A 23,599-nucleotide genomic window follows, 5' to 3' on the forward strand; every position below is an offset into this window, starting at 1 on the left:
CCGAAAGCGGAGGCTTCTACTCCGCCGCTTCCGCCAACCATACTTGCATAGCTGGAGATTCTGCCCGATTCAAACGGAGGGCGATTTCAGTATTGATCTCATCCGGAGGCATGACTTCGACAAGGACGCATACTGACTCTCGCAGTTGATTCAAGGCAAACACACCTTCATCATCGAGTATTTTCATCGCCAGCTCCATGGCCTTCAGCCTCAAATCAAACTCGCGATTCCCTTCGTCATTCTCAAGAACCGCAATGAAAGAACGCTCGGTAAATCGTTGTTTAACATTATCAAAGTTCTCATCGCCGAAACAACAATAGGGCGAATCCGCATAAGACCATTTGATAAGTTCCGCAATCGTCGATGCCGGTGTGTCACTTTCGACGCCTTGCCTGGCTGCTTCTACCTCCAAAGCTTCCCACGACCAGGCGGAGATACTTGGCGCATGTCCCTCACCAGTAGTGTAAAGGGTACAGTAATAGTAACGTTCGCCATTTTCAAAAAGAGCGCGAAAAGACGTTCTAGCAGCATCGGCGATCTCTATCGCCAGCCTCTCTATTTCTTGCATCGGCTTCCTCCTTTCCGTTAGTGGATCCGTTCAGGCAGGATGTCTTCTATTTGCTCCAGCCTTCTAGAAATGATATGGCGGTGCTTTTTCTACTACAAGGTTATCAGGATGAACATCAGTTGGCTCATAGTCATTCATACGGAGAAGGATATACTCAATCTCTTCTAATGGCATCTGCAATTTCTGGCTGACTTCATAAAGATCCATGTCTTGCGAAAGTAGGTCCCGTGCTTGATTTAACTTTCCATTTAGCCAATTGTTTTCGAGCATCCATTTTTTCACTAGGTCCAGTAGTTGATTTTGGTTTTCCTTAACTGCATGCTTATTATATTTAGCAACTGACTCTGACAAATAGTTAAAAAGGTGAATACCTAATCCCTCACGTTGCTCATGCTTGGACATCCGTTGGTACTGTTCATAACTTATGCTGATATCTAATTCGAGGGTATGATCCCTGCTATCAAACCGTCTGGATGTTTTTCGACCATAACCTTCAGGTAAAACACGCAACACAAAAAAGATATCATAGGGAAACTCCCATGTATTTGCTAATTCCTCTAAGGGCAGCAGTTCATCTCTCAATTGACCCACACACGTTCCATGTGTATCCAAAGTAAAAACTAGTTTCATGCATACCTCCCTCTCCCAGACTTACGGAGCACCCAGATCAGCTGTTATTTTCTGAAATCGCTTCGCAGCCTTTCGACAAGAGCCACTGCTCCATTACGGCAAACGCCTGCCCCATATCCTGTTCATAGAAAATGGCCACCTCTTGCTGGTAGGCATAATTCAACCGTACATAGCCTCCCAGCTGCCGGTAGAACAGGAAACAAGCATAGGCATTCTCAATAAACAAATCCGGCGGAAATTCATGTTGGCACAATCCAGCCAGTTCGGGTAGCGTAAGCTGGTCCTGCCCTTGTGGCAAACGCAAAAAGCGATGGCTGCGAGTGCCCGTCCACGGTTCATAATAGACGCTCTCCCCTTGACTGATTCCATACACCTGACGATAAATTTCGTCCAGCACCAAGGCGTACAACCCTTCGTCTTCCTGCTCCCCTGCCTGCAGGGAAATCGCCTTTACGTGCTCCGCATGCCGAGGTAGCCAAAGCAGCCCAGCTGTCTGGGGATGTATTGCCAGAAAATCTCCGTCCACCGTTGTACCTATAACGATACACTCACCGATCTGTTGCTCAGTAATGGGGCTATTCTCGTCATGCTCCCATAATCCGTACTCTGCAAAAGGTTTAAGCACCTCCGCATCCGGAAACTGAACATTCAGCCACCCTCTGTAAGTCCCTTCGCCGAATCGCCGCAAAAAACGGAGGTAGCCCGGTGGATAAACAGTGGCGTCTTCCTTTGCAAGTGCTTGGTTTTGACCATCAGACAGCGGTTTTGGCCGAGATACGATGTACATAAATACTCCTCCTGCTGCCCCCAACATGCAACTCTTCCAGATAGAGAATTCTTTAAAATATTGCAGGTTGAGCAGCTTTTTTATCCAAGATAATACTGAAATTTTAGAGAGTGCAACATATCAATCCCCAATTTTTGAATTCTCCAGCTTGGCCAATGCCTCGGTGTAATTTGCCCTGGACTATTTGCCACCCATCACAAGCCCATATTTATTGAAAATCCACGATTTGCTCAAATCGTGAATCGCACCATGGCTTATACGCACAGAAGGCTTTTGCTCCTTCATAGCATCTGCATCATGCGCCGAGAAGCGAAGCGGCTTTGTCATTTTTTTAATAGCACCCGTTATTTCATCGAAAAACGTATATGTTAACGGCTTATGATCCCGAATATCCTCATAGATATAATACTTCCCTTTTTCATCTTCCAAATCTATTTGAAAGCCTTTAGGAAATGATAGCAAGATACACGGCAGTTCATCCTCTGCCCATTGTCCGTAATATGGAAAATAGACACTCTCATTTCTCGCGAAAAATCCGGAGCTTTCATTATCAGACGTAACAGAAATGGAATAAACAAAGAAAGGGGGACCCTCATTCCTTTTTTTCTCTGCCGTAAAATAATGATAAAAGGTCTGATATGCTTCATACACCTGTTTCAGATCATGCTCTGTCTGGGCATAATTGATTAGATGAAATTGCGCTTGCTTATGTTCAAAACGCTTCAAAACGCCTTCAAACTCTTCCGGCCTGATGAAGAATCTAAGCTTATAAAATCCGCTGTTCTTTAATTTATCCATTTCTTTTCGCTCACCGCCATGTATTAAAATGTCATCTCAGATGTCCTTAGCCATTTACTCGTGTATTTTCAAAATTCATATTTCACAAATCGATTTTTGAGAGCTTCTTCGTACGGGATCCACTCCCAGTCACTCCATAAAGACATGCTTACGATTTCTGACAGCTTATCTACGGCTTGTCCCGGACTCGTAATGCCAATGAAGCCGTCAAAATTCTCATTACGGATATCCAACGCTTTTCGCAAGTAATCATCATTGAGACGCTCTTCCCGGAGTTGTTCATATTCATCCCTCGTCCACTGCTCACAAAAGATCTTTTCGGCTTGAATGTCTCCATTCTCGAACAACGACAACTCGAATATCTCCTCATTCATATATCCGGCGGTCATCACTGGCTCCCCGGTAAGCTGGGACAACGTTTTACCGGCCTTCTTCACCGTACCCCATACAAAATAATCGTGGAGCACGCTGATCCAGTTTTCGTTGCTTTTGCTTACATACATGACAACTTTGCTCTCTGGAGCTTCATGATTTTTCTTGCCTAATACTTTGGCATGCGCTTCGCTTAGCTCTCTTAATGCTTCGACAGTCTTCTCAAGGTTATTCGACTTGATATGCAAATTTGCAAATGATCTTCCCACGAAATGGCCTCCTCTAATCGCTTTTTTAATCAGCCGGATTCTTATTTATATCCTATTGATCGGTTCTGTGAATGTCTCATATTTCCATTATAGTGATCGCTTGTCCTGAGTCTACCTACTTTTCACCTGGATTTTAGAAATAACCTTTGCACAAAAAGAATTATAAACTTGACCGTTCAGCACAATCTCTAGTCCCTTCCCCACTCCGCTCTTAAAAAAAGGAGGGTATCCCTCTGCCATTTTATGACGTTTAGGACACCCTCTGTCGAGCTATTCCGCACCCCCACAACACTCTTCATCTTTCCAAAACAAAATTTTTTCGTCGTCACTTATGGTAAGGATCAGCGCGCTGGCTGTAACGGCAAGTTCTGATTTTATATTACCGTTCGATCAATCCTTACTCTAGGCAGTTACCGACTCGCTGCCTCGATGATCCAGTCGGTCAAATCGTTGATTTGTCTTTTCACGGCGATTGGGTCGCGGTACCAGGATTGGTTCTCCGTCCATAAAAATACCCGATTGTTGCGAATCGGCTCTAGCGACCCCCAGATTGGATCAGCCTGCAGCGATTCCAAGCTGGCTTCCGTCGTCAGAATCAAATAATCACCCATGTACTCCGAAAGTTTCTCCAGCGAAAATTCATAGTAGGATTCCTTCAGCATAAATTCTGGAACCGTCGTCGGCGGCTTCAGCCCCATTATTTCATACATCAGCCGGCCGCCTCGTCCCGATTTCGGACCAAAAAGGCTCACGTTTCCATCGTACTCTTGCATAATCGAAAGCGTCTCTCCTTTGGGAACGGCTTGTTGGACTTTCTCCCGAATGTCTGCAATTTCCTTCTCGAATTGTTCGTTCCATTTCTCCGCTTCCTCACGTCTATCCAGCAACTCGCCAAAATACAGCATTTCTTCCTGAATGGATACAAACTGATTGTAAGGAACCGATACCGTAGGTGCGATCATCTGATATTTCTCGACTACCTCAGGCTGTGGATTATGCGTTATGATTAAATCCGGATTGAGTTCCAGCAGCTTCTCTAACGAGTCGCCTACATCCGTCACGACGTCCAGCATTCCCTCGAGATAAGGACTCGACATCAAGAACGATTCGGCTGCGATCGGCTGGACTTCCAGAGCAAGTACGGTGCCGAGATAAGAAATTGCCGCTACGCGCTGAGGGTGTGCAGGAACTTCGACATCGCCGAAAGCGGTCTTGACTACCTTGATCTCAGAAGATGCCAAAACCTCTGACTCTTGAGTGATCATGGTTGGAGAAGCGCTGACGGCAACCTGGCTGTTCGTTGCACCTCCGTTGTTCACCGACCCACCACAAGCTGTTAACATCACGGTCAAACATAACAGCATCACTGCATAAAAACTTCGGGTTGCTCTAGTCATTTTATTCGCCCCATCCTGTTGAAATTGATAATCAATATCACTCACATAAAAAGGATAGCTTAATGACCGGCTTAGAACAACGGACGATTGTGACCTATTCCTTGCATAATCTGAAACGAACTGGCCGTATCGTTTACGATATTGACCTGGCGTCATGCCGGCATGCTTTTTGAACATACGGCTGAAATAAATGAGGTCCGGATAACCGACATGTGATGCTATTTCCTGTTGTGTTGCTATCGTGCCGGCCAGCAGAGCCTTCGCATCTTCCATTCGGAAACGAATGACGTAGTCCAGCGGACTGAGCCCTGTCTGTTCTTTAAATTTTCGCGATATGTATTGTTGGCTGTAATTCAATTGCCGAGCAAGCTCCTCAAACGAGATCGGCTGGCGATAATTCCTGGACAAATGTCGAATAACTTGCTCCGATAAAGATGGCTCGCCGGCTCCGAACAGACGCTCCCTCAGGACAGCGTGAACGAAGCGGATAAAGTCTCCCTTGGCCGACAGCCGTGTCAATCCGTCGTCATATTTAAGCCAACCGTCGCGTATCGTTTGAAGCAGCTCAAGCATGGCCAGCGGTTCGCCAGGCGGGAACCCCCAGCTTTCCAGAAACGGGTCGGATTCCTCCATCATCATATGAAATTCGCGCGAGGCCGAAGCGGGGAGAAACGCTTTGTAGAGTACAATATATACATTCAGCGCTTCTCGGCTCCGAACCGTCACCAGAGAGCCTTTGCCGGCGTGCAGTACATGGAAACGATCGCACAGCCATACCTCATCGTCAACCCACAACTCGCCTTGTCCTTGAAAAGCGAATAAAAATGCGCTTGCCGGCAAACGGTATTGATTCAAATCGTTGTCGTTTCCGGCCTGCTTTAGCCGTACGTCCAGCACACTCATAATCACCTGGTTCCATATTTGTATAAGTTTCAGAACGTCCATAACTGATTCGCAAACTCCCTTTAAATTCTCAAGAGATAATCATTCTCAATTGAATCATGTTACTAAACACAATAACGAATACGTCTAGCGCTGTCAATAAGGTGTTGCCGCATGAGACGAGGATGCGAATAGCGAGGCATACGGCTATTTTGCCGGAGTCTAGCCCAAAAGCAAAAGACGCTGATCCGCAAACACACATGCGGAACTAGCGTCTATCAATGAATCGTGAGGGCCCTTTTTTTGATCTCACAATTATCTTAATCATTGGCATACTTTTATGTCGCCTGCTTAGTAAATGCCTGTCTCTTTCGCAAGGGAATTTTTGTAGGCTGCAATTTTGTCTTTCAACATCTTCTCTGTGGCTGTTAAGTTTCTGATTTGGCTCTGTATAGAGTTACTATGATTCTCAAGAAGGTTCAAGCGGGCTTGGGCCGTATGCTCTCCTTCTAAATATAACTGCGCATATTCTCTAATTTGTGAGATCGGCATTTGGGTTTGTTTCAACCTCATCACAAATCGCAGCCAAGCAAGATTGGAGTCATCATATATTCTTTCTCCATTCGCATTCCGTATCGGAGCAATAATCTTTTCCTTTTCATAATATCTCAGTGTATATGCGGTAATCCCTAGTAATTTGGCTACATCGCTGATCGTATACATACAAGCCCCCGAATCTATGTTGATTTTAAGAGTCCCCATAATTATAAAAAATATTTGACTTAGAGTAAACTCTAAGCTTTATGATTACATCGTTGTTGAAACACTAAATATTCTTGTAAAAACGGAGGAATTCACATGCAATATACTGTAATTACAGGCGCCAGTTCAGGTATAGGTTTTGAAACCGCTCTAGCCTTTGCGGCTCGCGGTAAAAACTTAATTGTTACAGCCCGCAGAAGGGAGCAACTGGAGGAGCTAAAATCTGAAATCAATCATAACTCCCCCGATGTAGATGTCGTTATTCGAGTAACTGACTTATCCGTTTCTAGTAATGCTTATAAGCTTTATGAGGATCTACAAGGGTTCGAAATCGAAACTTGGATCAACAATGCGGGGTTTGGAAATTTCGCTTCAGTGGCCAAGCAAGATTTAGATAAAATTTCTGCAATGCTGCATCTGAACATTGAATCGTTGACGATCCTTTCCTCTCTATTCGTTCGTGATTATTCCAATGTTGAAGGAACACAATTAATCAACGTTTCATCCGGTGGCGGCTATACGATTGTGGGAAATGCCATTACGTACTGTGCGACTAAGTTCTATGTGAGTGCCTTTACTGAAGGACTCTCTCATGAGTTGAAGAGTCAAGGTGCACTTATGCAGGCTAAAGTGCTAGCACCTGCCGCAACAGAAACAGAATTCGCGAAGCTTTCTTTCGATATCCCCGAATTCGAATATCATGGGACTGTGCCGAAATATCATACCGCGAAGGAAATGGCTGGATTCATGCTTGACCTGTATGATAACGATCATGTTGTGGGGATTGTTAATGGTTTGACGTACGAGTTCGAGTTGAGAGATACCCTCTATAATTATGTGGCGAGCACGCGATAAGCTCATCTTGTAATGGCAAGTTAAGAAGCATGACCATCCATTACGGATCGCCATGCTTCGACAATGATGTATCACCTAAATCCCCTATCAAAAAAAGGCTGCCAATCCCTTCCGGGCGGCAACCTTTGATTTTCAGTCTACGACAATGCCAACATCGCGTTCATATCTTCTTCAGCAGTAGTAATTAGCTTCAATCCAAAAAGCTCTACCAGAACATCCAGTACACCTGGTGAAATGAACTCGGGTGGCTTTGGTCCGATACGAATGTCCTGAATGCCGAGACTGAACAAGCCTAGCAGAATGGCTACTGCTTTTTGCTCAAACCAAGACAACACGATGCTGACAGGCAGCTCGTTCACCGTACACTCAAATGCCTCAGCCAGAGCCATGGCAATCTTCACTGTAGAACCGGAATTATTACATTGCCCAAGGTCAATGTAACGCGGAATACCAGTGTCTCCAACGGTGCCATAATCTACGTCATTGAAACGGAACTTTCCGCAAGAAGTAGTTAAAATGACAGTATCGTTCGGTAAGGAAGTCGCCAACTCACGGTAGTAATTCCCGCCAGTACCTGGCGCATCACAGCCAGCAATGACGAAAAACCGGCGGATATGCCCGTCTTTGACAGCTTGAATGATCTCTGGTGCTAACCCGATTACAGTTTCATGATGATATCCGGTCGTAAGTACCAGATCTGACTCTACATCAGCCGCAGGTAGGGACAACGCACGATTAATTAATGGGGAGAAATCGTCGCCCGTTATTTTCTCTACACCTTCCAGCCCCGCTACTTCATATGAGAAAAAGCGGTCTGCATACGTGCCTTTAATCGGCATTACACAGTTTGTGGTAGCAAGAATTGCACCGGGAAACTTCTCGAACAATCTACGCTGATCATACCATGCTTTGCCGATGTTGCCTTTCAGATGCTTATACTTTTTGAGTGCAGGATATCCATGCGCAGGCAGCATTTCTGAGTGGGTATAAATGTTGATGCCTTTCCCCTCTGTCTGCCGCAGTAATTCCTCCAGCGCATATAAATTATGTCCTGTTACAACAATACATTGACCTTCAATTTTGTTCTGACTGACTGTGATCGGTTGCGGAATGCCAAAGCGGTCCGTATGCGCACGATCCAGTACATCCATGATGCGAACCGCCGCATCCCCGACCTTCATCGCCATCTCTAAATGTTCCTGTGTATTAAAGTTGGAATTGGTCAACGTCATATACAAAGCTTCGTGGGTGATACGATCCACCTCGGGATCGCTATATCCTAGCTGCCGGGCATGTGTCGCATACGCTGCAATTCCTTTTAATGCAAAAATCATCGTATCCTGCAAACTCGCAATGGTTTCATTTTTGCCACATACCCCTACAACGGTGCATCCGCCATTCGGTGTCTGTTCACATTGGTAACAAAACATATCGTTATCCTCCATATCTAGATAATCATTCGTTACTTCCAACGTAACAGAACACCAAAGCTTGAGTTGTGATTACACACACATTTTTTTAGATCAAGCAGATTTAAATGTCCTTCTATTTATAACAACCATTAATACAATAACGCTTAAACAAATGAAAATATTAATCTCAAAAACCAATTTGAACGCCTGCAACTGACTCCCTTGTCCTGTCTCTCCACTCATCACACCAAGTCCAAGTGCTGAGCCAAAGACCATACCCGCATTTCTTGTTAAAGCAATTAATCCGCCAATCGAACCCACGTGTTCCCGTGGTGTCTGCTGCATAATGAAGCTATTATTAGGAGAGGCAATGAGCCCCATACCAAGGCCAATAAGAGATAGAATCGCCGCGATTCCATAAATCGGTATATGATCTAAATACACCAGTAACAAGATAAACCCGCTTCCCATGCAGCTCAGTCCCATAAGCATCAAACGATGAGAGCCATAACGGTCGGAGCAGTAGCCTGCGAGAGGACCTGCAAACGCCAAGGCAATGGGATAAGCCGCCATAATATATCCTGTCGTAGATGACGAGAACGGAGCCGAAGTCCCCATCAAATAAAATGGAATGAGGACAAGCAATGTATTAGATAAAATAAAAGAGGCACAGCTAACGATCAAGCCTCCCGCTACAGTTGGAATTTTCAATGCTTGTAAGGGTAGAAAAGGATTCTTTTGCTTCCGCTCCCAGAATAGAAAAGTAATCAACAACAAGGAAACCCCCACCAAATTTGTCATTGTCCGCACGGACACCCAGCCCCATTTGCTCCCATTTGTTATTACGAGAAGGACCAAGGTGATGAATGCCATAAACAAGCTGGCCCCCACGAAGCTGATAGCACCCGGCTTGCGCTCTTGCACACGGTTCGGTATGTACCGATATGCCATAATTGTAGCCACAATCGCCACAGGAACATGGATTAAAAACAACCATTTCCAGCTCAGCCACTCTGCAATCAAACCTCCCGCTATAGGTCCCGTCATCCCGCCCAGCGCGACAGCTGTACTTAAAATTCCGAGTGCACGACCTCTTTGCTCTTTCGGCATATGAATGGTAATGAGTGCAATATTAGTTGCTTGAAACATTGCAGCTCCTACTCCTTGTACAACTCTGAGCGTTAGCAATATTGGCAGATTAGGTGAAAAAGCGACTAGGACAGAACCAACAGTAAAAATAATAAATCCAAGATTGTGAATCCGGCGAAAACCATAACGGTCGCCTAGTTTCCCCATAACAGGAAGAAGAGCCGTAATCACTAGCAGATAACCTGTTGTGATCCATAATCCCTTCCCAAGCTCTGTCTGAAAATAATTCACAATAAAAGGAAGCGACACATTCACAATTCCAGCTGTAAAATGGGAAATAAACGCCCCCATACAAATAGCCGCCATCATTCCCAGCCGCTGCCCGTGTGTGCTTTTAAACTCTATATCTTTTGCTGCCATCATGTTGATCCCGTCCCTACTCATATTGTTTAAGAATTACTAACAATTATAAGTAGATCCCTTGCAAGAACAATCCCATAAAGATGGGATGGAAATGGTTTAGGCGAATATGTCTATCAGTATAGGTGAGGAAAATCAGAGGTCCTGCGAAACAGCAAAAAGCGGCACATTTAAGTGCCGCCACTGAATTATTATCTATAAGAGTCATGCGTTGGGCGAAACAAATCTTCTTCGGAACTTCTGACCATAGAAAAATGTTCGACATTGTAGTGCCCATGTAATGTTTTATTGTGATGCTTGATGATTTGTTCTGCACTTAAAACATCATTGTCCGTTGTAGAATGACCATCTCCGACCAATGTAACATCCATGCCGCTAACCGTAGCCGTCCGAACCGCAGTATCGATGCAGTGTTGAGTTTTACATCCCATAATCACCACATGCTCAATCTGCTGATCTTTCAGATATTGTAGCAGCTCAGTTCCGTGAAAAGAATTCGTTGCCAGCTTATCAAAGATTTTGGCATTTGCAGACCTGTTGATTTCATTGTGAACTTGAAAGCCTGTACCTGTTCCTTCAGCGACATCTAGATCCCTAACGAACACAACTTCGACATCGGCTTCTTTTGCTTGTTCAATCACTTTATTAATATTCCGGATAAGCTGCTCTTTATTGAATACTGCACTTTCCTTTTCGTTTCCATCCATTAATTCTTGTTGTGCATCGATGATTAATAATACCTGATTCAAATGATTTTCCCCTTTCGAATGGTGGGGAAACGTCAACACGCTTGATCAGTTAAACGTTATCCCCATATCATTTTGCAAGCTGACATTGTTTTTCATAATATCTACCTCCCAATAAAAATGGTATATAAACTTTAATCTTATAATTTAAGACTTTTTTAGTTTACCATATTTTTAAAATGTACTCTCTAAAAACTTTGATTGCTACATCCATTGATACATCATAAAAATGGTGGAAATCAGATTAGTCAGCCCGTGCAGAACCCAACCTGGAATGATCGAACCGCCGGATAATTTCTCATCCAACATTCCGATGCTCCAACCCACAAAACCTGTAAGAAACATTACAACAGCAGAATTCAATAATCCGGAACTGCTGTATAACAGCACAGCATGTACGACACCAAATAATAAAGCTTGAGCACAGTTTCCAATTCCGAATCCGAATTTCGAACTTAACCTTTTACCAATGAAGCCGCGGAACAGAATCTCTTCGGACAAGCTAGTCTGCAACCAAGAATAAATCAATGCCGGAATCAAACCTTTAAGACCTGTACCATAAAACTGTGAGCTGGCCAAAGTATTCTTATCCAGCATATAGATTGCTGTAAGCATTCCCAGGCTGGTGAATATAGTCATGGTAAGTATAAACCATAGTATGAACTGCTTCCTAGAAAGCAATTGGGGTTTCTTCCAGCCAATCCACATGGCAAAGGATGAAGTTGTTCTGCTTGTAAAAAACCAGTATGTATAGGGAATGATGCTGAATAAGATGAGCTGAAGGACTGCACTGATGAGCAATGACAATGTCAACGGAATACCCTCCCTTTAATAAGAACAGCCTCAATATATCATGGACCGCTGCTTACCAGCGGGAAGAGACCGTAACTTGCAGGTTAGGTGGAGTAGTTGGTTGCGGATTGCTACTCAGGCAGTGGTAATACCGCCAACATCATGAACTGCCCATTCTCATATCTGAAACTGACGCTTCCTTGAAGCTGTTGAACCGCATACTCAATGCTTTCGATTCCGAACCCTCTACGCCCAAAGTTCCGCTTGCTGGACAAAAAAGAGCCCTGCCCGTCCTCTGTAAGCAGAGATGCAGGATTCTTTAAAGAAATCACCAATAACCCGTCGCAATAAATCACTTCCAGCCCAATAACATTCTGCTCTGACTCTGGTAATCTCTGAACCCCTTCGATTGCATTATCTAATGCATTGCCTAAAATAATTGCAATTTCAACCTCTTTGCCTGCAAGTAACAGGTCTTGCGGGATGCAAAAATGAGATTGCATTGTAACTTGATGTAGCTCGGCTTTGGCGAACTTCTCATTATAGATGGCATCAATAGCTATATTTCCAGAAGAAATATACTTTTCTCCTGCCTCCTGTGTCGAAGCAAGCTCCGCAATATATCGCTTGGCTTCTTGTACAGCTCCTTCATCCAGCAGAGAATGAATAAGGATCAACACATGGTTCAGATCATGCCGCAAACGCTGTGCTTCCTGATTATCTTTCAGTTTACTCGTGTAATCCTTCACTTGCTGCTGAAGCACATGATTATGCAATTCTATTTGCATCCGTTTCATTAACTTTTGATATATAAACATTACAGCCACATTAATTACAAGAATCCCAAGCAGGATGAATACAAAATCAAACGGAATATCAAAAGGTTTATCACTGGAATTTCTCAGATTCACAATAATAATAAGCAAAGAACCCGCAGAAACAAGATTCAGCACAGCCCAATCCTGATTCGACAGTAACGTTGTGGTATCCACTTTGAACAACCGCAGCAATAGCAGACATAACATGATGCTTAGCAAAACAACAAATAGGAAAGCAAAAGATAACCACCAGAAATTAACTGTATCTATTCCCTCGGCATTGAGTGGGATATGCTGAATCCCAGACCATACCAGCATCTCAATAACCACCGTAAACACTGTATAGAAACTGCTAAAGAACAGCTTTTGTAGCACACTGCCGCGGAAATAAAAAATAGTAATCAGACTATACACAAGTAGGTGAAGGATGACCGAATCTACTAGAGGTAAGCTAGCAGCGGTAAGCGATTTAATTATATAAAAGATAATAAGACAGCCTATAAATGAATTTTTGCTCCTGCTCAGGATCAGGAATTTTTTGAGAAAAATATAAAATGTAACCCCTTGCGGGACATATATAAGGACGAGCATAAATACACCAAAAAAGTAAGGACTAATCTCCCGGATGAAAGACATTTATCTTAAGAGCCTCTTTTCTATAAAGGCATGGTAGGACCGTAAAGAATCAGAGCTTCTACTGCGGCTGACGGGAAGCTCCACCCCGTTCTTCAGCTGAATAAGTTCTTTGCTTAAAGAACGAACATACAGCCAATTTACTAGGAATCCCGTATGTACGCGACAAAAATCGTGTGATTCCAGCTGTCCTTCCAACTCTCTCAGTTTGCCATAATACGAGTAAGTCCCTTGTTCAGTACAAAGGACCAATTTTTTACCTCGTTCTACCGTGATATACATAATATCATCTACCCTTAAATTATAGCTCATATGATGGATTGAGAATGACAGCACGTTGTTTCTTTGCATGCATTGCTGAATGGCTTTGACTGTGGCGGTCTGCAGTTCATGTTCATCAATGGGTTTCAGCAGATAGCGAAAGGGATGAACCGCAAAGCTTCTTCTCATATAACTTGTATGGCTGGTGACATAGATAATTAATACCCTGGCATCTTTGAGCCGGATCTTCTCTGCGACTTCTATACCGTTATACTCGGGCATCTCCATATCCAGATAAACTATATCGTATGCGGTATTCGTCATTGCCTGAAGCAGGGTTTGGCCTGATTCAAAAATCTCAATAGAGGCAGTCATCCCTTGCAGGCTGGTTATCTGCTTCATGAGTAATTCTTCCAACCGCGAGGCATCTTGCCTCTGATCGTCACAGATAGCAATGTGAAGATTCATATTGTGTATCCCTCCAAGTGAACGTAATTCTATCATATTATAATTTGAAAAAATATGAAGAACCGCCAAAAAGCCGATCCTCTCGGACCGGCCTATAAACTCTTTTTTACAGGGAAGTTTCTACCCTAGTCAATTCATCGGAAGAGCGGACGCCAGCCGCCGAAACTGGATGAAAATAAACAGAGCGGTCAGCATCACCACAATTCCTGAACCGAGGAACCATAGCTGCACACCGTATCGATCCACCACAGGTCCTGCCAACAGCAGCCCAATTGGCGAGGACAACATCATAATGCTGGTCACGAGTGAAATGACACGCCCAAGCATCTCGGGTTCAAAAGAACGTTGGATCATCGCCATGAAGGGACCATTGAAGAAGGGTGCCGCACTGCCCATCAAGAACGAGAGAATGGCAAAAATCACAAATGCATTCGGACCAATCAAACCACTGATCACACAGGTAAGACCGATGACTAGCAGACCTACTCTCATATAGCTAATGTCGCTCCATTTAGATGAGAACATCGACAATAGCAGACCACCTAAAATCATCCCGATGCTGAACACCGCTTCCACCAGGCTGGCACTGTATCCTCCACGGCCAAAATGAGACAATGTCATATAAGGAAACAGTGTCGCCAATGGCATAAATGCGATACTAAACACCGCAGTAGCCCCCGTAATCAACACAATGGGTTTCGCTTGAATGAGTGCGTTCCAACCCAAACGGAATTCTTGAACGAAAGACGGCGCAGCTGTAGACTGCACTTTAGGCTGATGGATCTTCACCATGAACAGCATCAGATTCGCAATCAAAGCCCCGGCCACATCGAGTAGTAATACTGCCCCGAGCGAAGTTGCCGAGTAAACCGCTATCCCAAGTGCAGGACCCATTACATTCGAGAAAGAGAACACCATCTGCTGCCAGCCCGCGACTCTTGTCAATTCTTCTTCAGGTGCAATCAATGGTACAGCCGCCTGAAAAGCCGGAGCATGAAAGGCTGATGCCGCCGAACGCAAGCTCAGAATGACATACACAAAGCCAAGTCCCGGTTCCCCACACATGAAATAAATACCTAATATCAGACTGAAGAGCGCAATTGCGCTATCAGCAATAATCATCGTTATTTTACGATTCCAACGGTCCAGCCAGACCCCTACAAAAGGACCCAAGACCGCTTGCGGCAAAAACGCTGCCAACCCAGCAATCATCAAAACTGCCGCTGACCCTGTCGATTCCGTCAAGTGCCAGATCACCGCGAATTGAACCATCGAACTCGTGAGAATCGAGAAAATCTGTCCGCTAAAAATAAGGGCGAAGGCTTTTTTCCATTGTATTTGCATAAGGTCATCTCCTTTGATTAAAAACTTAAATAAACTCATTCCATGAGCATAGGCACACTGAAACAGGCACATCACAAATAAACTCATTTCCATATCTCAAAAAAATGAATGAGTCCACTTGTCTTGCACCACTGATTACCATAAACGAATGGAATGGGTCACAAGGAGCACCTCCTGGAAAAAATTATGTTCATTATAACATCGCATCTCTTCCCTGAGCCAGTTCCAATTGTTCTTTTTACGAAAAATTTGATCTATCTCTATCTTCCGAATAAATTCCTAAATAAGGGAGAAGATAAAAATCACTTAACATCTCATTTATTTAAGGAGAATTGCATGCGGAAATTTTTTAACGCCAAGACACCTCCGTCTAATCCTAAGGTGCACCCTCAATTGGAAGCCGAAAATGAGCTTTCAATGAAGGATCTTTTTTCCCATGCTATCGCTGCGTCTCTCGAAGACAACTTACAGATTATTAATAAATGTTTTGCCAATTGTTCGGACCTAAAGGTTATTCCATGGCATTATGGCCCGGATCTTAAGTATGAAGCCTCATCCGTCTATTTCAATACACTTACTAAGTCTGACCCTACAAATTATTTTAAAGATGTCTTGCAGAATTTAGTTCCGCATGAGCTGGGTCCCACCTTGGACGTAACCGTTGAAGATGTCATCTCCTATTTTGAAAAAAATGGTGTTTCATCACCGCTGCTTGAATTAATGGACAATATCGGTCAAGCCATTAAGGGGATTCTTGATGGGAAAGTTGTCCTTTTCTTTACAGGTTGGCAAAAAGCCGTTGCCTATTATGCCTTCGATGTAGAACAGCGCCAAACCTCTGAGCCCATTTCAGAGCCTACTGTTCAAGGTCCCCACGTCAGCTTTATAGAAAGCTTGGAGCGTAATGTAGGTGTTATTCGTAGTTTGCTGAAATCTACTAATCTTAAGTTCGAGTTCTTTACCTCTGGTAAGCAGGTTCAAAGAACGTTGTCCTATGGTTATCTGGATGGAGTAGTCAAAGCAGAAACATTAAATCAATTCAAACAACGGATAGCAAGTATTGATCAGGAAGAAATTCTTGACGTCTCCTATCTCGAAGAGTGGATCGGTGATTCGCTCTACTCACCATTTCCACAAGTCCGCTATACAGAACGACCGGATACAGCTATAACAGCTCTGCTAGACGGGAAGATTATTGCTATGGTTAACGGAAGTCCTTCCATTCTGATCTGTCCCGGGAATTTCATGGAGTTTTTTACGAATAGCGAAGATTATTACTACCGGACTATTTTTTCATCATTGATAAGACTGATTAGGGTCGCTGCCTTCATCATCGCCCTGCTGTTACCCAGTACCTATATTGCCTTATCCAACTTCCATTCCGAACTAATTCCCACGGTTCTGCTGCTTGCTATTCTAAACACACGCGAAGGAATCCCCTTTCCGGCTATGGTTGAAGCTTTGATCATGGAGTTTTTCTTTGAGCTATTGAGAGAGGCGGGCATACGCTTACCCAGACCGATTGGATCGGCCGTCAGTATCGTTGGGGCTTTGGTCATTGGACAAGCTGCTATTCAATCGCAGATTGCCTCTCCGGTCATGGTCATTGTCGTCGCTTTGACGGGCATTGCCTCATTTGCGCTACCACAATACAATATGGCAATTGCGCTGCGGATTTTACGGTTTCCCTTAATGATTCTCGCGGCAACATTCGGAGGACTTGGCATCATGGTCGGTTTTATTCTAATTTATCTCCATCTGGCTACCTTGCGCTCTTTAGGAGAACCGTATTTAGACTCGTTAGCTCCGTTAGATCTTAAAAGAGTACGTGATTCTATTTTTCTACTTCCGAGAAGACTGCTGCTTCATTCACCACGGAATCGACACCTATATAAAAAGACTTCGGGAAGGAAGTAGATATAGTGAAGCGGCTTACTACCATACTAATTTCCCTTCTTGTACTCACTCTAACTAGCGGATGCTGGGATAATAAAGAATTGGACGAGTATGGGTATGTGCAGGCGGTCGCCATTGACCAAAGCGAAGACAATCGGATTGTAATCACGACACATTTCTATAATCCTTCCACCAAAATAGAAATGGGACAAGCAGGGGATCCAGCGTCCAAGGGAATTAATATCGTTACGAGTGGAGAAACCTTTTTTGAAGCAATAAGGGAGATCCCGGCAAAATTTGGTCGAAAAGCCAAATGGGATCATATGCGTGTCATATTAATCGGGGAGCAACTAGCCAGAACCACGAACATCCGGGAGGTACTTGATTTTTTCTCCAGGGATCAAGAACCGCGTGGTACCGTTCTTCCTCTCATCGCTGAGCAATCTGCGGCACCATTTTTAGATATCAACCCGTTTATCGAGCAGACCATTGGTCAACAGTATAAGAGAATGGAGACGAGCGGTGCTCTATATGCCGCAAAAACTTCCAAGATTCCTCTCTATGAGCTGGCTATACAAATGTGTAGCCCCTCCAATACTTCCATCATCCCTTACCTGCATAAGACCAGTTTGGATCCTAAACCATTGATATCTGGGCTGGCTGTAATTCATGACGGTAAAATGATTGACATTCTAAAGGAGAAGGATACAGAAGCATTCATGATGCTGACGGATAGATATATCTATGGAGTACTAGAATTTCCTTGCCCGGATGAGACCGAAGTACCGCTGCGGAAAAAAGAAACGCTTGAAGTGCTTACCTTCAACAGTACGCTTACTCCAATCGTAAAAAATGGTTCTGTGTCCGTCGGTGTAAAAATTGCTATTGAAGGAATGATCGGAGAATTACGTTGCTCACATTTAAAAAACAATAAGGACATGAAGCTTTTTGAGCAGCGTATCATAACTCAGGTTGAACAACAGGTTGAGCACGCAACCAAGTTTTTGAAAACAAAAAAGATCGACGCACTCGGAATTGGCAATCAGATTTACCGGAAAAATCCGCAGCTGTGGAAACAACTAGAGCCTCAATGGAAGGATACATTCGCCCAGACTCAGTTCGATATCAGCGTTGATGTCAAAGTGCTAAGCACTGGAATGAACTCAGGCACAATATTTGGAACAAAGGAGAAGTAGCTATGGTGGGAAAAATAATCTGCGTTCTCTTATTAGCTTCCGCTATGCTAGCCCATGACATCCCAAGGTTTAAGCAAGCCTCCATCCGCGATCGAGTAGTTTATGGAGTATTATTACTACCCGTACTTTATCTCGGATTTATCTTTATTGCAGCTAAGCCATGGCCCAATATAGATTCCATCTTCAATTTATTCACGGCTCCAGCTGAGCACATCGTCCATTGGATCAACCCTGCCATTTCATAAGCTTAAAGAATGAGGAGGAACGTATGAATAAGCAAGAACGTGTTAGTTCGATCCAAATGTCCATGCTGTTTCTCTTCTTTATGACCGGTTCCTCAATCGTTATCGTCCCTGCGTCACTAACTAACTTTGCCGGCAACGGAGCCTGGATATCCCTCTTAATCGCCTCGGCCATAGGAATGGCTCTGCTTTCCGGTATTCTATATTTGAACCGACGAGCGCCAGATCTTTCGCTTGTGGAACAAAGCCGCTCCGTACTTGGAAACGGACTGACCCTCGTCCTCCTGATTCCTTTCACTTGTGTACTGTTTTGGAATGTCGCTGGAATTGTAATTGAGATCGGAACCTTTTTCAAAAGCACGATGTTAAAAGAAACGCCCACTTACGCAGTAAACACCATGTTTTTTATAACGATTGCGATGACAGCTCTAGCTGGAATTGAAGTGATTGCCCGCATGGCAGCCGTCCTAATGTCACTAATGTTCGGATTTATCATCTTAGTCTGGATACTCGTAGCAGGGTTGTATCATCCCGAGTACCTACTGCCCATCATGCCTGATGGATTTAGGCCTATCCTAAGTGCTACATATGTAGTCTATGGCTTTCCCTATTCCGAGCTTATCGTTTTTTCGATGATTTTACCGTTCGTGCGTAAAGAAGACAATTCTAAACTGGGAAAACAGATGTATCTTGCACTCATCATCAATGCCCTGACGTTAATTGCTTCTGTCATTAGCAGTATTATGGTATTGGGACCACTGTCCGGCAGCTTGAAATATTCATTATATCAGTTGGCGAGACTCATTTATTTTCAGGAAACCATTGAAAGAATCGAATCCGTGATTGGTTTTTCACTCATTATCGGCTTCTATTTCAAGGCTTCTATCCTGCTGCTTATTCTTATTAAAGTACTAAAGGAGCTTCTGAGATTGAATGATGAACGTTTAATTGTTTTCCCACTTGCTTTTGTCTGCCTGCTGTTATCTGTAACGACTTACACACAGGAGTCTGAGCTTGAGAAAATCGTGAATACTACATGGCCCTTGCTCACTAATCTAGCTTACATCCTGCCGTTTCTTCTGATTCTATTGGTCACTTTTATTCGTTATCATATAAATCAACACAAAAAATAACCCGTTCTAAACGGATTCAATATCCCCTATCTCATTTCGCAGACTTCAGCTTCTTCTTTTCTTGAATCCAGCCCGCCAGCAAAAGTATTGCTCTACATAATTGCTTGCCATCGCGATTGAAGATTCTGAGATTTCCGGACCCAGAGGACGTTATTCCCAATTTTTTGGCCTTTGGAGCAGAGTTTCGGACTCCACTGACGCTATCTCATATAAAAAGACTCATATTGAGTGTTTTTTTATGGGAATAGCTGCTATACAGTCCGCTAGGATGCAAAATATAGACCCATGACACGTTTAAGGTCAGCTGTGTCCGATGGGCTTGGTCTGTGCAAGTGTTATTGGATCAAACGAAGCAAAGTAGGGATGCCCAACAGCCACTTTTAGCTTATTAGGACACCCCTGTTAAGTTTATTACGTTACTCGCTCTAACCAATAAATTCTTGAACCCACTCGCTGTTATAGTAACCTATTCCAATTTCTGTAAAGCTACTATTCAGGATATTGGCACGATGACCAGGACTGTTCATCCATTGGTTCATTACTTCTTCTGCGCTCGACTGACCTTTGGCGATATTTTCCCCTGCTGAATTGTATGAGATCCCGAATGCTTTCATCATATCAAACGGAGATCCATACGTAGGAGACTGATGGTCAAAATAGTTATTGTCATACATATCCTGCGCTTTAGCCAAAGCCATTTTCGAAAGTTCGCTATTTAAGCTAAGAGGCTTCAAGCCTGCATTCGTTCTTTCTTTATTCACCAAATCCAATACTTGCTGTACCGATTGGGATGTATTGGTGGATGGTTGTGGATTTGCAGACTTCTGTGGGACAGCAGAATGTTGCGGATTTGCAGAATATTGTGGTTTCGCCGACTGCTGCGGATACGTTGTTTGATCTGTTGTGCTTCCTGTAGGTGGATTGGTACGGATGAACCCATCCAGCCATTTCGTTACATCGCCAGGAACTTGTTTAGTCTTAATTGTTGTATTCCCTGCATTCTCCGTGGAAATGGAAGATGCTTGCGTTAAAGTTGAACTTGAGGTAGTTTTACGAGCATGATTGTCAACCTTCGTTTGTTGAGTTGTCATTTGGTTGTTGGCCGAGTTATTACCCGAACAAGCAGTAACGAGTAATAGCGCTACTATTACGATAAATGGTTTAATTAGAACCCCTCCTGATTTGGCAAAGTAGTGACTTAATCGAATAAAGTTTTTGTAAAGTACCCCTGATTTATTCATCTCTAATTCAAAAATATAAAAAGCAAAAAAGTCCACTCGCAACATGGTTGCTGTGGACTTAATCTTAGTGGATATTTTAGATGCGTCGATATAGTTACATTTATAGTAATTTATAGAATTTTTTACTAATTAATGTTATGCTTTGTTAAGATCATAAAGTATAACATCAAATAAGATTTGGACAAACAAGCTTATAGAAATAAGCAGGCTTTGTTAGGTAAATAGATACTTTTAGATTACTTAATGTAATGTGATTGCAAAATTATTACAAGGAGTGATCATGCTATGTTAGAAGGTATCTCGATAAAACAAGTCTCCATTTATTGTCCTGAAAGAGTGATTAACAACCAATATTTTATTGACCATTTTCAAAAGCAAGGTATAGATATTAAGCGGATTCTTAAAAAGACAGGCAGAAAAAACCGCCATGTTATTGAAGGAACGAAGGAGAACTCGTTGACGATGGCGATTAATGCCGCTCAACAGGCAATTGATGCTGCATCATTGAAATCTGCAGATATAGACCTGATTCTTTTTTCCAGCTCAACTCCGGAATATTTATCACCTACGAATTCATTGCTTATTCACAAAGCTATCAAAGGTAAAGATGATACGCTTTGCTATGACTTAAATGGTAATTGTATAGGAATGTTTATTGCGGTTGAACAGGCTGCTCGTACTTTATACGATGATCCTGATAGAGATAGAGCGTTGGTTATCGGTTCGGATTTTTTAAATTTATGGGCTGATCCTTCACATCCAATAACATATTCAATTTTTGGCGATGCCGCCGTAGCCCTCATTTTAGAAAAAGATCATTCAGAGAGTGGATTAATTGACGTAAGGTATCTTTCGGACAGCCGTTTTACAGAAGAAATTGTGTACCCCGCTCAAGGATTGGCTAAGTCTTTGCGTGATGGGGCTGAACACCGCTACTTACACTGGGGGAGATTCAGCGGAATAGACAGTGTACGATTTGCGGAAGCATCTATTGTTGAATTATTAAACAAACATCACCTAACATTCGAGGATATACAAGTTTTTTGTTTTTCACAATTTACATTGGCTAATATTAAATTACTTCAAGCTAAGCTGAACCTGGATCAACATAAAATTATTTATGTAGCCGACGAATATGGCTATACAGGCACAAGCAGTCCCTTTCTGGCCTTATATTGTGCTATTGAACATGGTTTGATCAAACGTGGCGACAACTTATTATTTTGGACATTGGGGTCAGGTTATCAAGCCGGTTCAATGTTATGGCGTTATTGACATGAGGCTCCATTCATTCATTCATCCTATCACTATCGAAACTCCACAATACACTAACAACAATCCCATCAGTATATTAAATTGACTTCTATATTTAGATATCATTTTTTTGAAAAGAGAACCACATAAACACCAACTAAAAGTGCCCATAAAACCGATGAATGCTAAGACTATAGAGTAACTCAATAAGCTAAAATAGGAAGAATGAGAGGTAAGAATAAATGTAGATGTAACTGTGATTCCATATAATATCCCTTTAGGATTAATAAATTGTAAAAGCATACCCGCAATAAAACTGTTGTGTTTATCGCCACTTCCATCACTTTCTTGATGTTTACTTGTAATAATTTTAAATGCTAAATAAAACATGTAGACTCCGCCTATCACAGCCATAATAGATTCAATCTTAGGGATAAAATTGATCAGAAGTATATTAAAATAGCAACATAACAATATAATCACGAAAAAACCTGTGCCCACTCCTAAACAAAATCTCATTGTTTTTCGTAAACCAAACTGGTTTGCAAAAGTCATTGCCATAATGTTATTAGGTCCCGGAGTAAAGCTAGCCACAAATGCATATAAAAACAAAGAAACAATCACTGAATTCCACCTCGTTGTATGTTATAATGTATTTATCAGACGCTATAACGTCCTTATGTGCGTTTTATTGTATATCCTGGTCGTTATAAAGTAAATAGGAATAGGAGAATTACCGTGGAAGAGATAAATCAAATCATTGCGGAGAATATAAAAAAGATTAGAAGAAGTAAAGATTTAAGCCTGGAAAAGGTGGCAGAATTAACAGGAGTAAGCAAAACAATGATTGGTCAAATCGAAAGAGGCGAATCGGCACCTACCATTACAACCATTTGGAAGATCGCCAATGGATTAAAAACTTCATTTTCTGCGCTGATAGATTATCCAAAACCTGACACAAGATTAATATTAAGAAATGAAATTCAACCATTGCTTGAAGACAACGGAAAATATCGGGTATATCCCTCTTTCCCATTTGATGAAAGCAAACGATTTGAGGGGTATACAGTGGAGTTAGACGAAGGTGGATACCTTGATGCCAATCCACATATGGAAGGAACTGAAGAATTAATCACTGTATTTGATGGTGAATTGTCTTTGCGTGTCAATGATAATGAATATCTATTAAAATCTGGTGATTCTATCACGTTTAACGCAGACAAACCCCATGTATATTATAATCCAGGACAATCATTGACCCGTTTAAGCATGATCTTATATTATTCTAGTTAGCAAAAAAACCAAGGTTCTTAAACCTTGGGATCAAATCTTAC

Annotated in this window: 23 protein-coding genes; 7 read left to right on the top strand and 16 right to left on the bottom strand. The window is 42.7% G+C overall.

From position 1 onward, the window contains the following. Positions 1-16: 16 nt before the first annotated feature. From NST25_RS19550 to NST25_RS19580, 7 genes are all read right to left on the bottom strand, one after another. Complete coding sequence (locus NST25_RS19550) at positions 17-568, bottom strand: DUF4303 domain-containing protein (protein ID WP_076127224.1); 552 nt, start codon at positions 566-568, stop codon at positions 17-19. Between the two features lie 63 nt (positions 569-631). Then, positions 632-1,198 (bottom strand): hypothetical protein, encoded by a 567-nt coding sequence (locus tag NST25_RS19555; RefSeq protein ID WP_076127226.1) that lies wholly within the window; start codon positions 1,196-1,198, stop codon positions 632-634. Positions 1,199-1,235: 37 nt separating this feature from the next. Continuing rightward, positions 1,236-1,985 (bottom strand): hypothetical protein, encoded by a 750-nt coding sequence (locus NST25_RS19560; protein WP_076127228.1) that lies wholly within the window; start codon positions 1,983-1,985, stop codon positions 1,236-1,238. A gap of 180 nt (positions 1,986-2,165) precedes the next feature. Continuing rightward, positions 2,166-2,783: a hypothetical protein gene (locus NST25_RS19565; RefSeq protein ID WP_076127230.1), complete on the bottom strand. Its 618-nt coding sequence runs from the start codon at positions 2,781-2,783 to the stop codon at positions 2,166-2,168. Between the two features lie 68 nt (positions 2,784-2,851). Continuing rightward, entirely contained in the window at positions 2,852-3,424 is a 573-nt protein-coding gene (locus NST25_RS19570) for a hypothetical protein (protein ID WP_076127231.1), read from the bottom strand. 410 nt (positions 3,425-3,834) lie between these two features. After that, positions 3,835-5,766, bottom strand: coding sequence for an AraC family transcriptional regulator (locus NST25_RS19575; protein WP_076127233.1), 1,932 nt, complete (start codon positions 5,764-5,766; stop codon positions 3,835-3,837). Positions 5,767-6,054: 288 nt separating this feature from the next. Beyond that, positions 6,055-6,426 carry a MerR family transcriptional regulator gene (locus NST25_RS19580; protein ID WP_076127234.1) on the bottom strand — a complete coding sequence of 124 codons (372 nt, stop codon included), beginning with the start codon at positions 6,424-6,426 and terminating at the stop codon, positions 6,055-6,057. A 135-nt stretch (positions 6,427-6,561) separates the two neighbouring features. Between NST25_RS19580 and NST25_RS19585 the strand changes: the two genes are divergently transcribed. Then, positions 6,562-7,320, top strand: coding sequence for an SDR family NAD(P)-dependent oxidoreductase (locus NST25_RS19585; protein WP_076127236.1), 759 nt, complete (start codon positions 6,562-6,564; stop codon positions 7,318-7,320). Between the two features lie 137 nt (positions 7,321-7,457). Here NST25_RS19585 and hcp read toward each other — a convergent pair whose 3' ends face one another. The 7 genes from hcp to NST25_RS19620 form a co-directional block, all read right to left on the bottom strand. Continuing rightward, a complete protein-coding gene (hcp, locus tag NST25_RS19590) occupies positions 7,458-8,750 on the bottom strand; it encodes a hydroxylamine reductase (RefSeq protein WP_076127238.1) in 1,293 nt (430 codons plus the stop codon). Between the two features lie 93 nt (positions 8,751-8,843). After that, the gene (locus NST25_RS19595; RefSeq protein WP_340392266.1) at positions 8,844-10,244 is read right to left on the bottom strand and encodes an MFS transporter; all 1,401 of its coding nucleotides are present in this window, start codon (positions 10,242-10,244) and stop codon (positions 8,844-8,846) included. Positions 10,245-10,432: 188 nt separating this feature from the next. Further along, positions 10,433-10,990: a cysteine hydrolase family protein gene (locus NST25_RS19600; RefSeq protein ID WP_076127240.1), complete on the bottom strand. Its 558-nt coding sequence runs from the start codon at positions 10,988-10,990 to the stop codon at positions 10,433-10,435. 201 nt (positions 10,991-11,191) lie between these two features. Then, entirely contained in the window at positions 11,192-11,800 is a 609-nt protein-coding gene (locus tag NST25_RS19605) for a CPBP family intramembrane glutamic endopeptidase (protein WP_340392268.1), read from the bottom strand. A gap of 110 nt (positions 11,801-11,910) precedes the next feature. Further along, positions 11,911-13,233: a sensor histidine kinase gene (locus NST25_RS19610; protein ID WP_076127243.1), complete on the bottom strand. Its 1,323-nt coding sequence runs from the start codon at positions 13,231-13,233 to the stop codon at positions 11,911-11,913. Further along, the gene (locus tag NST25_RS19615; RefSeq protein ID WP_076307676.1) at positions 13,234-13,959 is read right to left on the bottom strand and encodes a LytTR family DNA-binding domain-containing protein; all 726 of its coding nucleotides are present in this window, start codon (positions 13,957-13,959) and stop codon (positions 13,234-13,236) included. It lies immediately after the preceding gene. 129 nt (positions 13,960-14,088) lie between these two features. Further along, positions 14,089-15,303, bottom strand: coding sequence for an MFS transporter (locus NST25_RS19620; RefSeq protein ID WP_340392270.1), 1,215 nt, complete (start codon positions 15,301-15,303; stop codon positions 14,089-14,091). Positions 15,304-15,639: 336 nt separating this feature from the next. On the opposite strand from NST25_RS19620, the gene NST25_RS19625 reads away from it, so the two are divergent. From NST25_RS19625 to NST25_RS19640, 4 genes are read left to right on the top strand one after another with little or no spacing between them, the layout of a single operon-like run. Beyond that, entirely contained in the window at positions 15,640-17,220 is a 1,581-nt protein-coding gene (locus NST25_RS19625) for a spore germination protein (RefSeq protein ID WP_340392271.1), read from the top strand. Positions 17,221-17,225: 5 nt separating this feature from the next. Next, entirely contained in the window at positions 17,226-18,395 is a 1,170-nt protein-coding gene (locus tag NST25_RS19630; RefSeq protein WP_340392273.1) for a Ger(x)C family spore germination protein, read from the top strand. 2 nt (positions 18,396-18,397) lie between these two features. After that, entirely contained in the window at positions 18,398-18,640 is a 243-nt protein-coding gene (locus tag NST25_RS19635; RefSeq protein WP_340392275.1) for a hypothetical protein, read from the top strand. A gap of 23 nt (positions 18,641-18,663) precedes the next feature. Beyond that, complete coding sequence (locus tag NST25_RS19640) at positions 18,664-19,770, top strand: endospore germination permease (protein WP_340392277.1); 1,107 nt, start codon at positions 18,664-18,666, stop codon at positions 19,768-19,770. Between the two features lie 425 nt (positions 19,771-20,195). On the opposite strand, the gene NST25_RS19645 is transcribed toward NST25_RS19640, so the two are convergent. Further along, positions 20,196-20,861, bottom strand: a complete 666-nt coding sequence (locus NST25_RS19645) for a CAP domain-containing protein (protein WP_081391877.1) — start codon at positions 20,859-20,861, stop codon at positions 20,196-20,198. A 435-nt stretch (positions 20,862-21,296) separates the two neighbouring features. Between NST25_RS19645 and NST25_RS19650 the strand changes: the two genes are divergently transcribed. Continuing rightward, a complete protein-coding gene (locus tag NST25_RS19650; RefSeq protein WP_076127253.1) occupies positions 21,297-22,286 on the top strand; it encodes a ketoacyl-ACP synthase III in 990 nt (329 codons plus the stop codon). A 21-nt stretch (positions 22,287-22,307) separates the two neighbouring features. Here NST25_RS19650 and NST25_RS19655 read toward each other — a convergent pair whose 3' ends face one another. After that, positions 22,308-22,889, bottom strand: a complete 582-nt coding sequence (locus tag NST25_RS19655; protein WP_076304549.1) for a LysE family transporter — start codon at positions 22,887-22,889, stop codon at positions 22,308-22,310. A gap of 114 nt (positions 22,890-23,003) precedes the next feature. On the opposite strand from NST25_RS19655, the gene NST25_RS19660 reads away from it, so the two are divergent. Beyond that, entirely contained in the window at positions 23,004-23,558 is a 555-nt protein-coding gene (locus NST25_RS19660) for an XRE family transcriptional regulator (protein ID WP_339187641.1), read from the top strand. Positions 23,559-23,599 lie beyond the last annotated feature (41 nt).

This window comes from Paenibacillus sp. FSL E2-0190, from assembly GCF_037992965.1.
Classification (GTDB): Bacteria; Bacillota; Bacilli; order Paenibacillales; family Paenibacillaceae; genus Paenibacillus_AQ; species Paenibacillus_AQ odorifer.

Excerpts from the sequence above, each read along its gene's own strand:
- NST25_RS19610 (WP_076127243.1), bottom strand. The coding sequence starts at position 13,233 with ATGTCTTTCATCCGGGAGATTAGTCCTTACTTTTTTGGTGTATTTATG.
- NST25_RS19645 (WP_081391877.1), bottom strand. The coding sequence starts at position 20,861 with ATGACAACTCAACAAACGAAGGTTGACAATCATGCTCGTAAAACTACC.
- NST25_RS19615 (WP_076307676.1), bottom strand. The coding sequence starts at position 13,959 with ATGAATCTTCACATTGCTATCTGTGACGATCAGAGGCAAGATGCCTCG.
- NST25_RS19575 (WP_076127233.1), bottom strand. The coding sequence starts at position 5,766 with ATGGACGTTCTGAAACTTATACAAATATGGAACCAGGTGATTATGAGT.
- NST25_RS19555 (WP_076127226.1), bottom strand. The coding sequence starts at position 1,198 with ATGAAACTAGTTTTTACTTTGGATACACATGGAACGTGTGTGGGTCAA.
- NST25_RS19650 (WP_076127253.1), top strand. The coding sequence starts at position 21,297 with ATGTTAGAAGGTATCTCGATAAAACAAGTCTCCATTTATTGTCCTGAA.
- NST25_RS19635 (WP_340392275.1), top strand. The coding sequence starts at position 18,398 with ATGGTGGGAAAAATAATCTGCGTTCTCTTATTAGCTTCCGCTATGCTA.
- NST25_RS19585 (WP_076127236.1), top strand. The coding sequence starts at position 6,562 with ATGCAATATACTGTAATTACAGGCGCCAGTTCAGGTATAGGTTTTGAA.
- NST25_RS19640 (WP_340392277.1), top strand. The coding sequence starts at position 18,664 with ATGAATAAGCAAGAACGTGTTAGTTCGATCCAAATGTCCATGCTGTTT.
- NST25_RS19550 (WP_076127224.1), bottom strand. The coding sequence starts at position 568 with ATGCAAGAAATAGAGAGGCTGGCGATAGAGATCGCCGATGCTGCTAGA.
- NST25_RS19595 (WP_340392266.1), bottom strand. The coding sequence starts at position 10,244 with ATGATGGCAGCAAAAGATATAGAGTTTAAAAGCACACACGGGCAGCGG.
- NST25_RS19625 (WP_340392271.1), top strand. The coding sequence starts at position 15,640 with ATGCGGAAATTTTTTAACGCCAAGACACCTCCGTCTAATCCTAAGGTG.
- NST25_RS19565 (WP_076127230.1), bottom strand. The coding sequence starts at position 2,783 with ATGGATAAATTAAAGAACAGCGGATTTTATAAGCTTAGATTCTTCATC.
- NST25_RS19620 (WP_340392270.1), bottom strand. The coding sequence starts at position 15,303 with ATGCAAATACAATGGAAAAAAGCCTTCGCCCTTATTTTTAGCGGACAG.
- hcp (WP_076127238.1), bottom strand. The coding sequence starts at position 8,750 with ATGTTTTGTTACCAATGTGAACAGACACCGAATGGCGGATGCACCGTT.
- NST25_RS19580 (WP_076127234.1), bottom strand. The coding sequence starts at position 6,426 with ATGTATACGATCAGCGATGTAGCCAAATTACTAGGGATTACCGCATAT.
- NST25_RS19560 (WP_076127228.1), bottom strand. The coding sequence starts at position 1,985 with ATGTACATCGTATCTCGGCCAAAACCGCTGTCTGATGGTCAAAACCAA.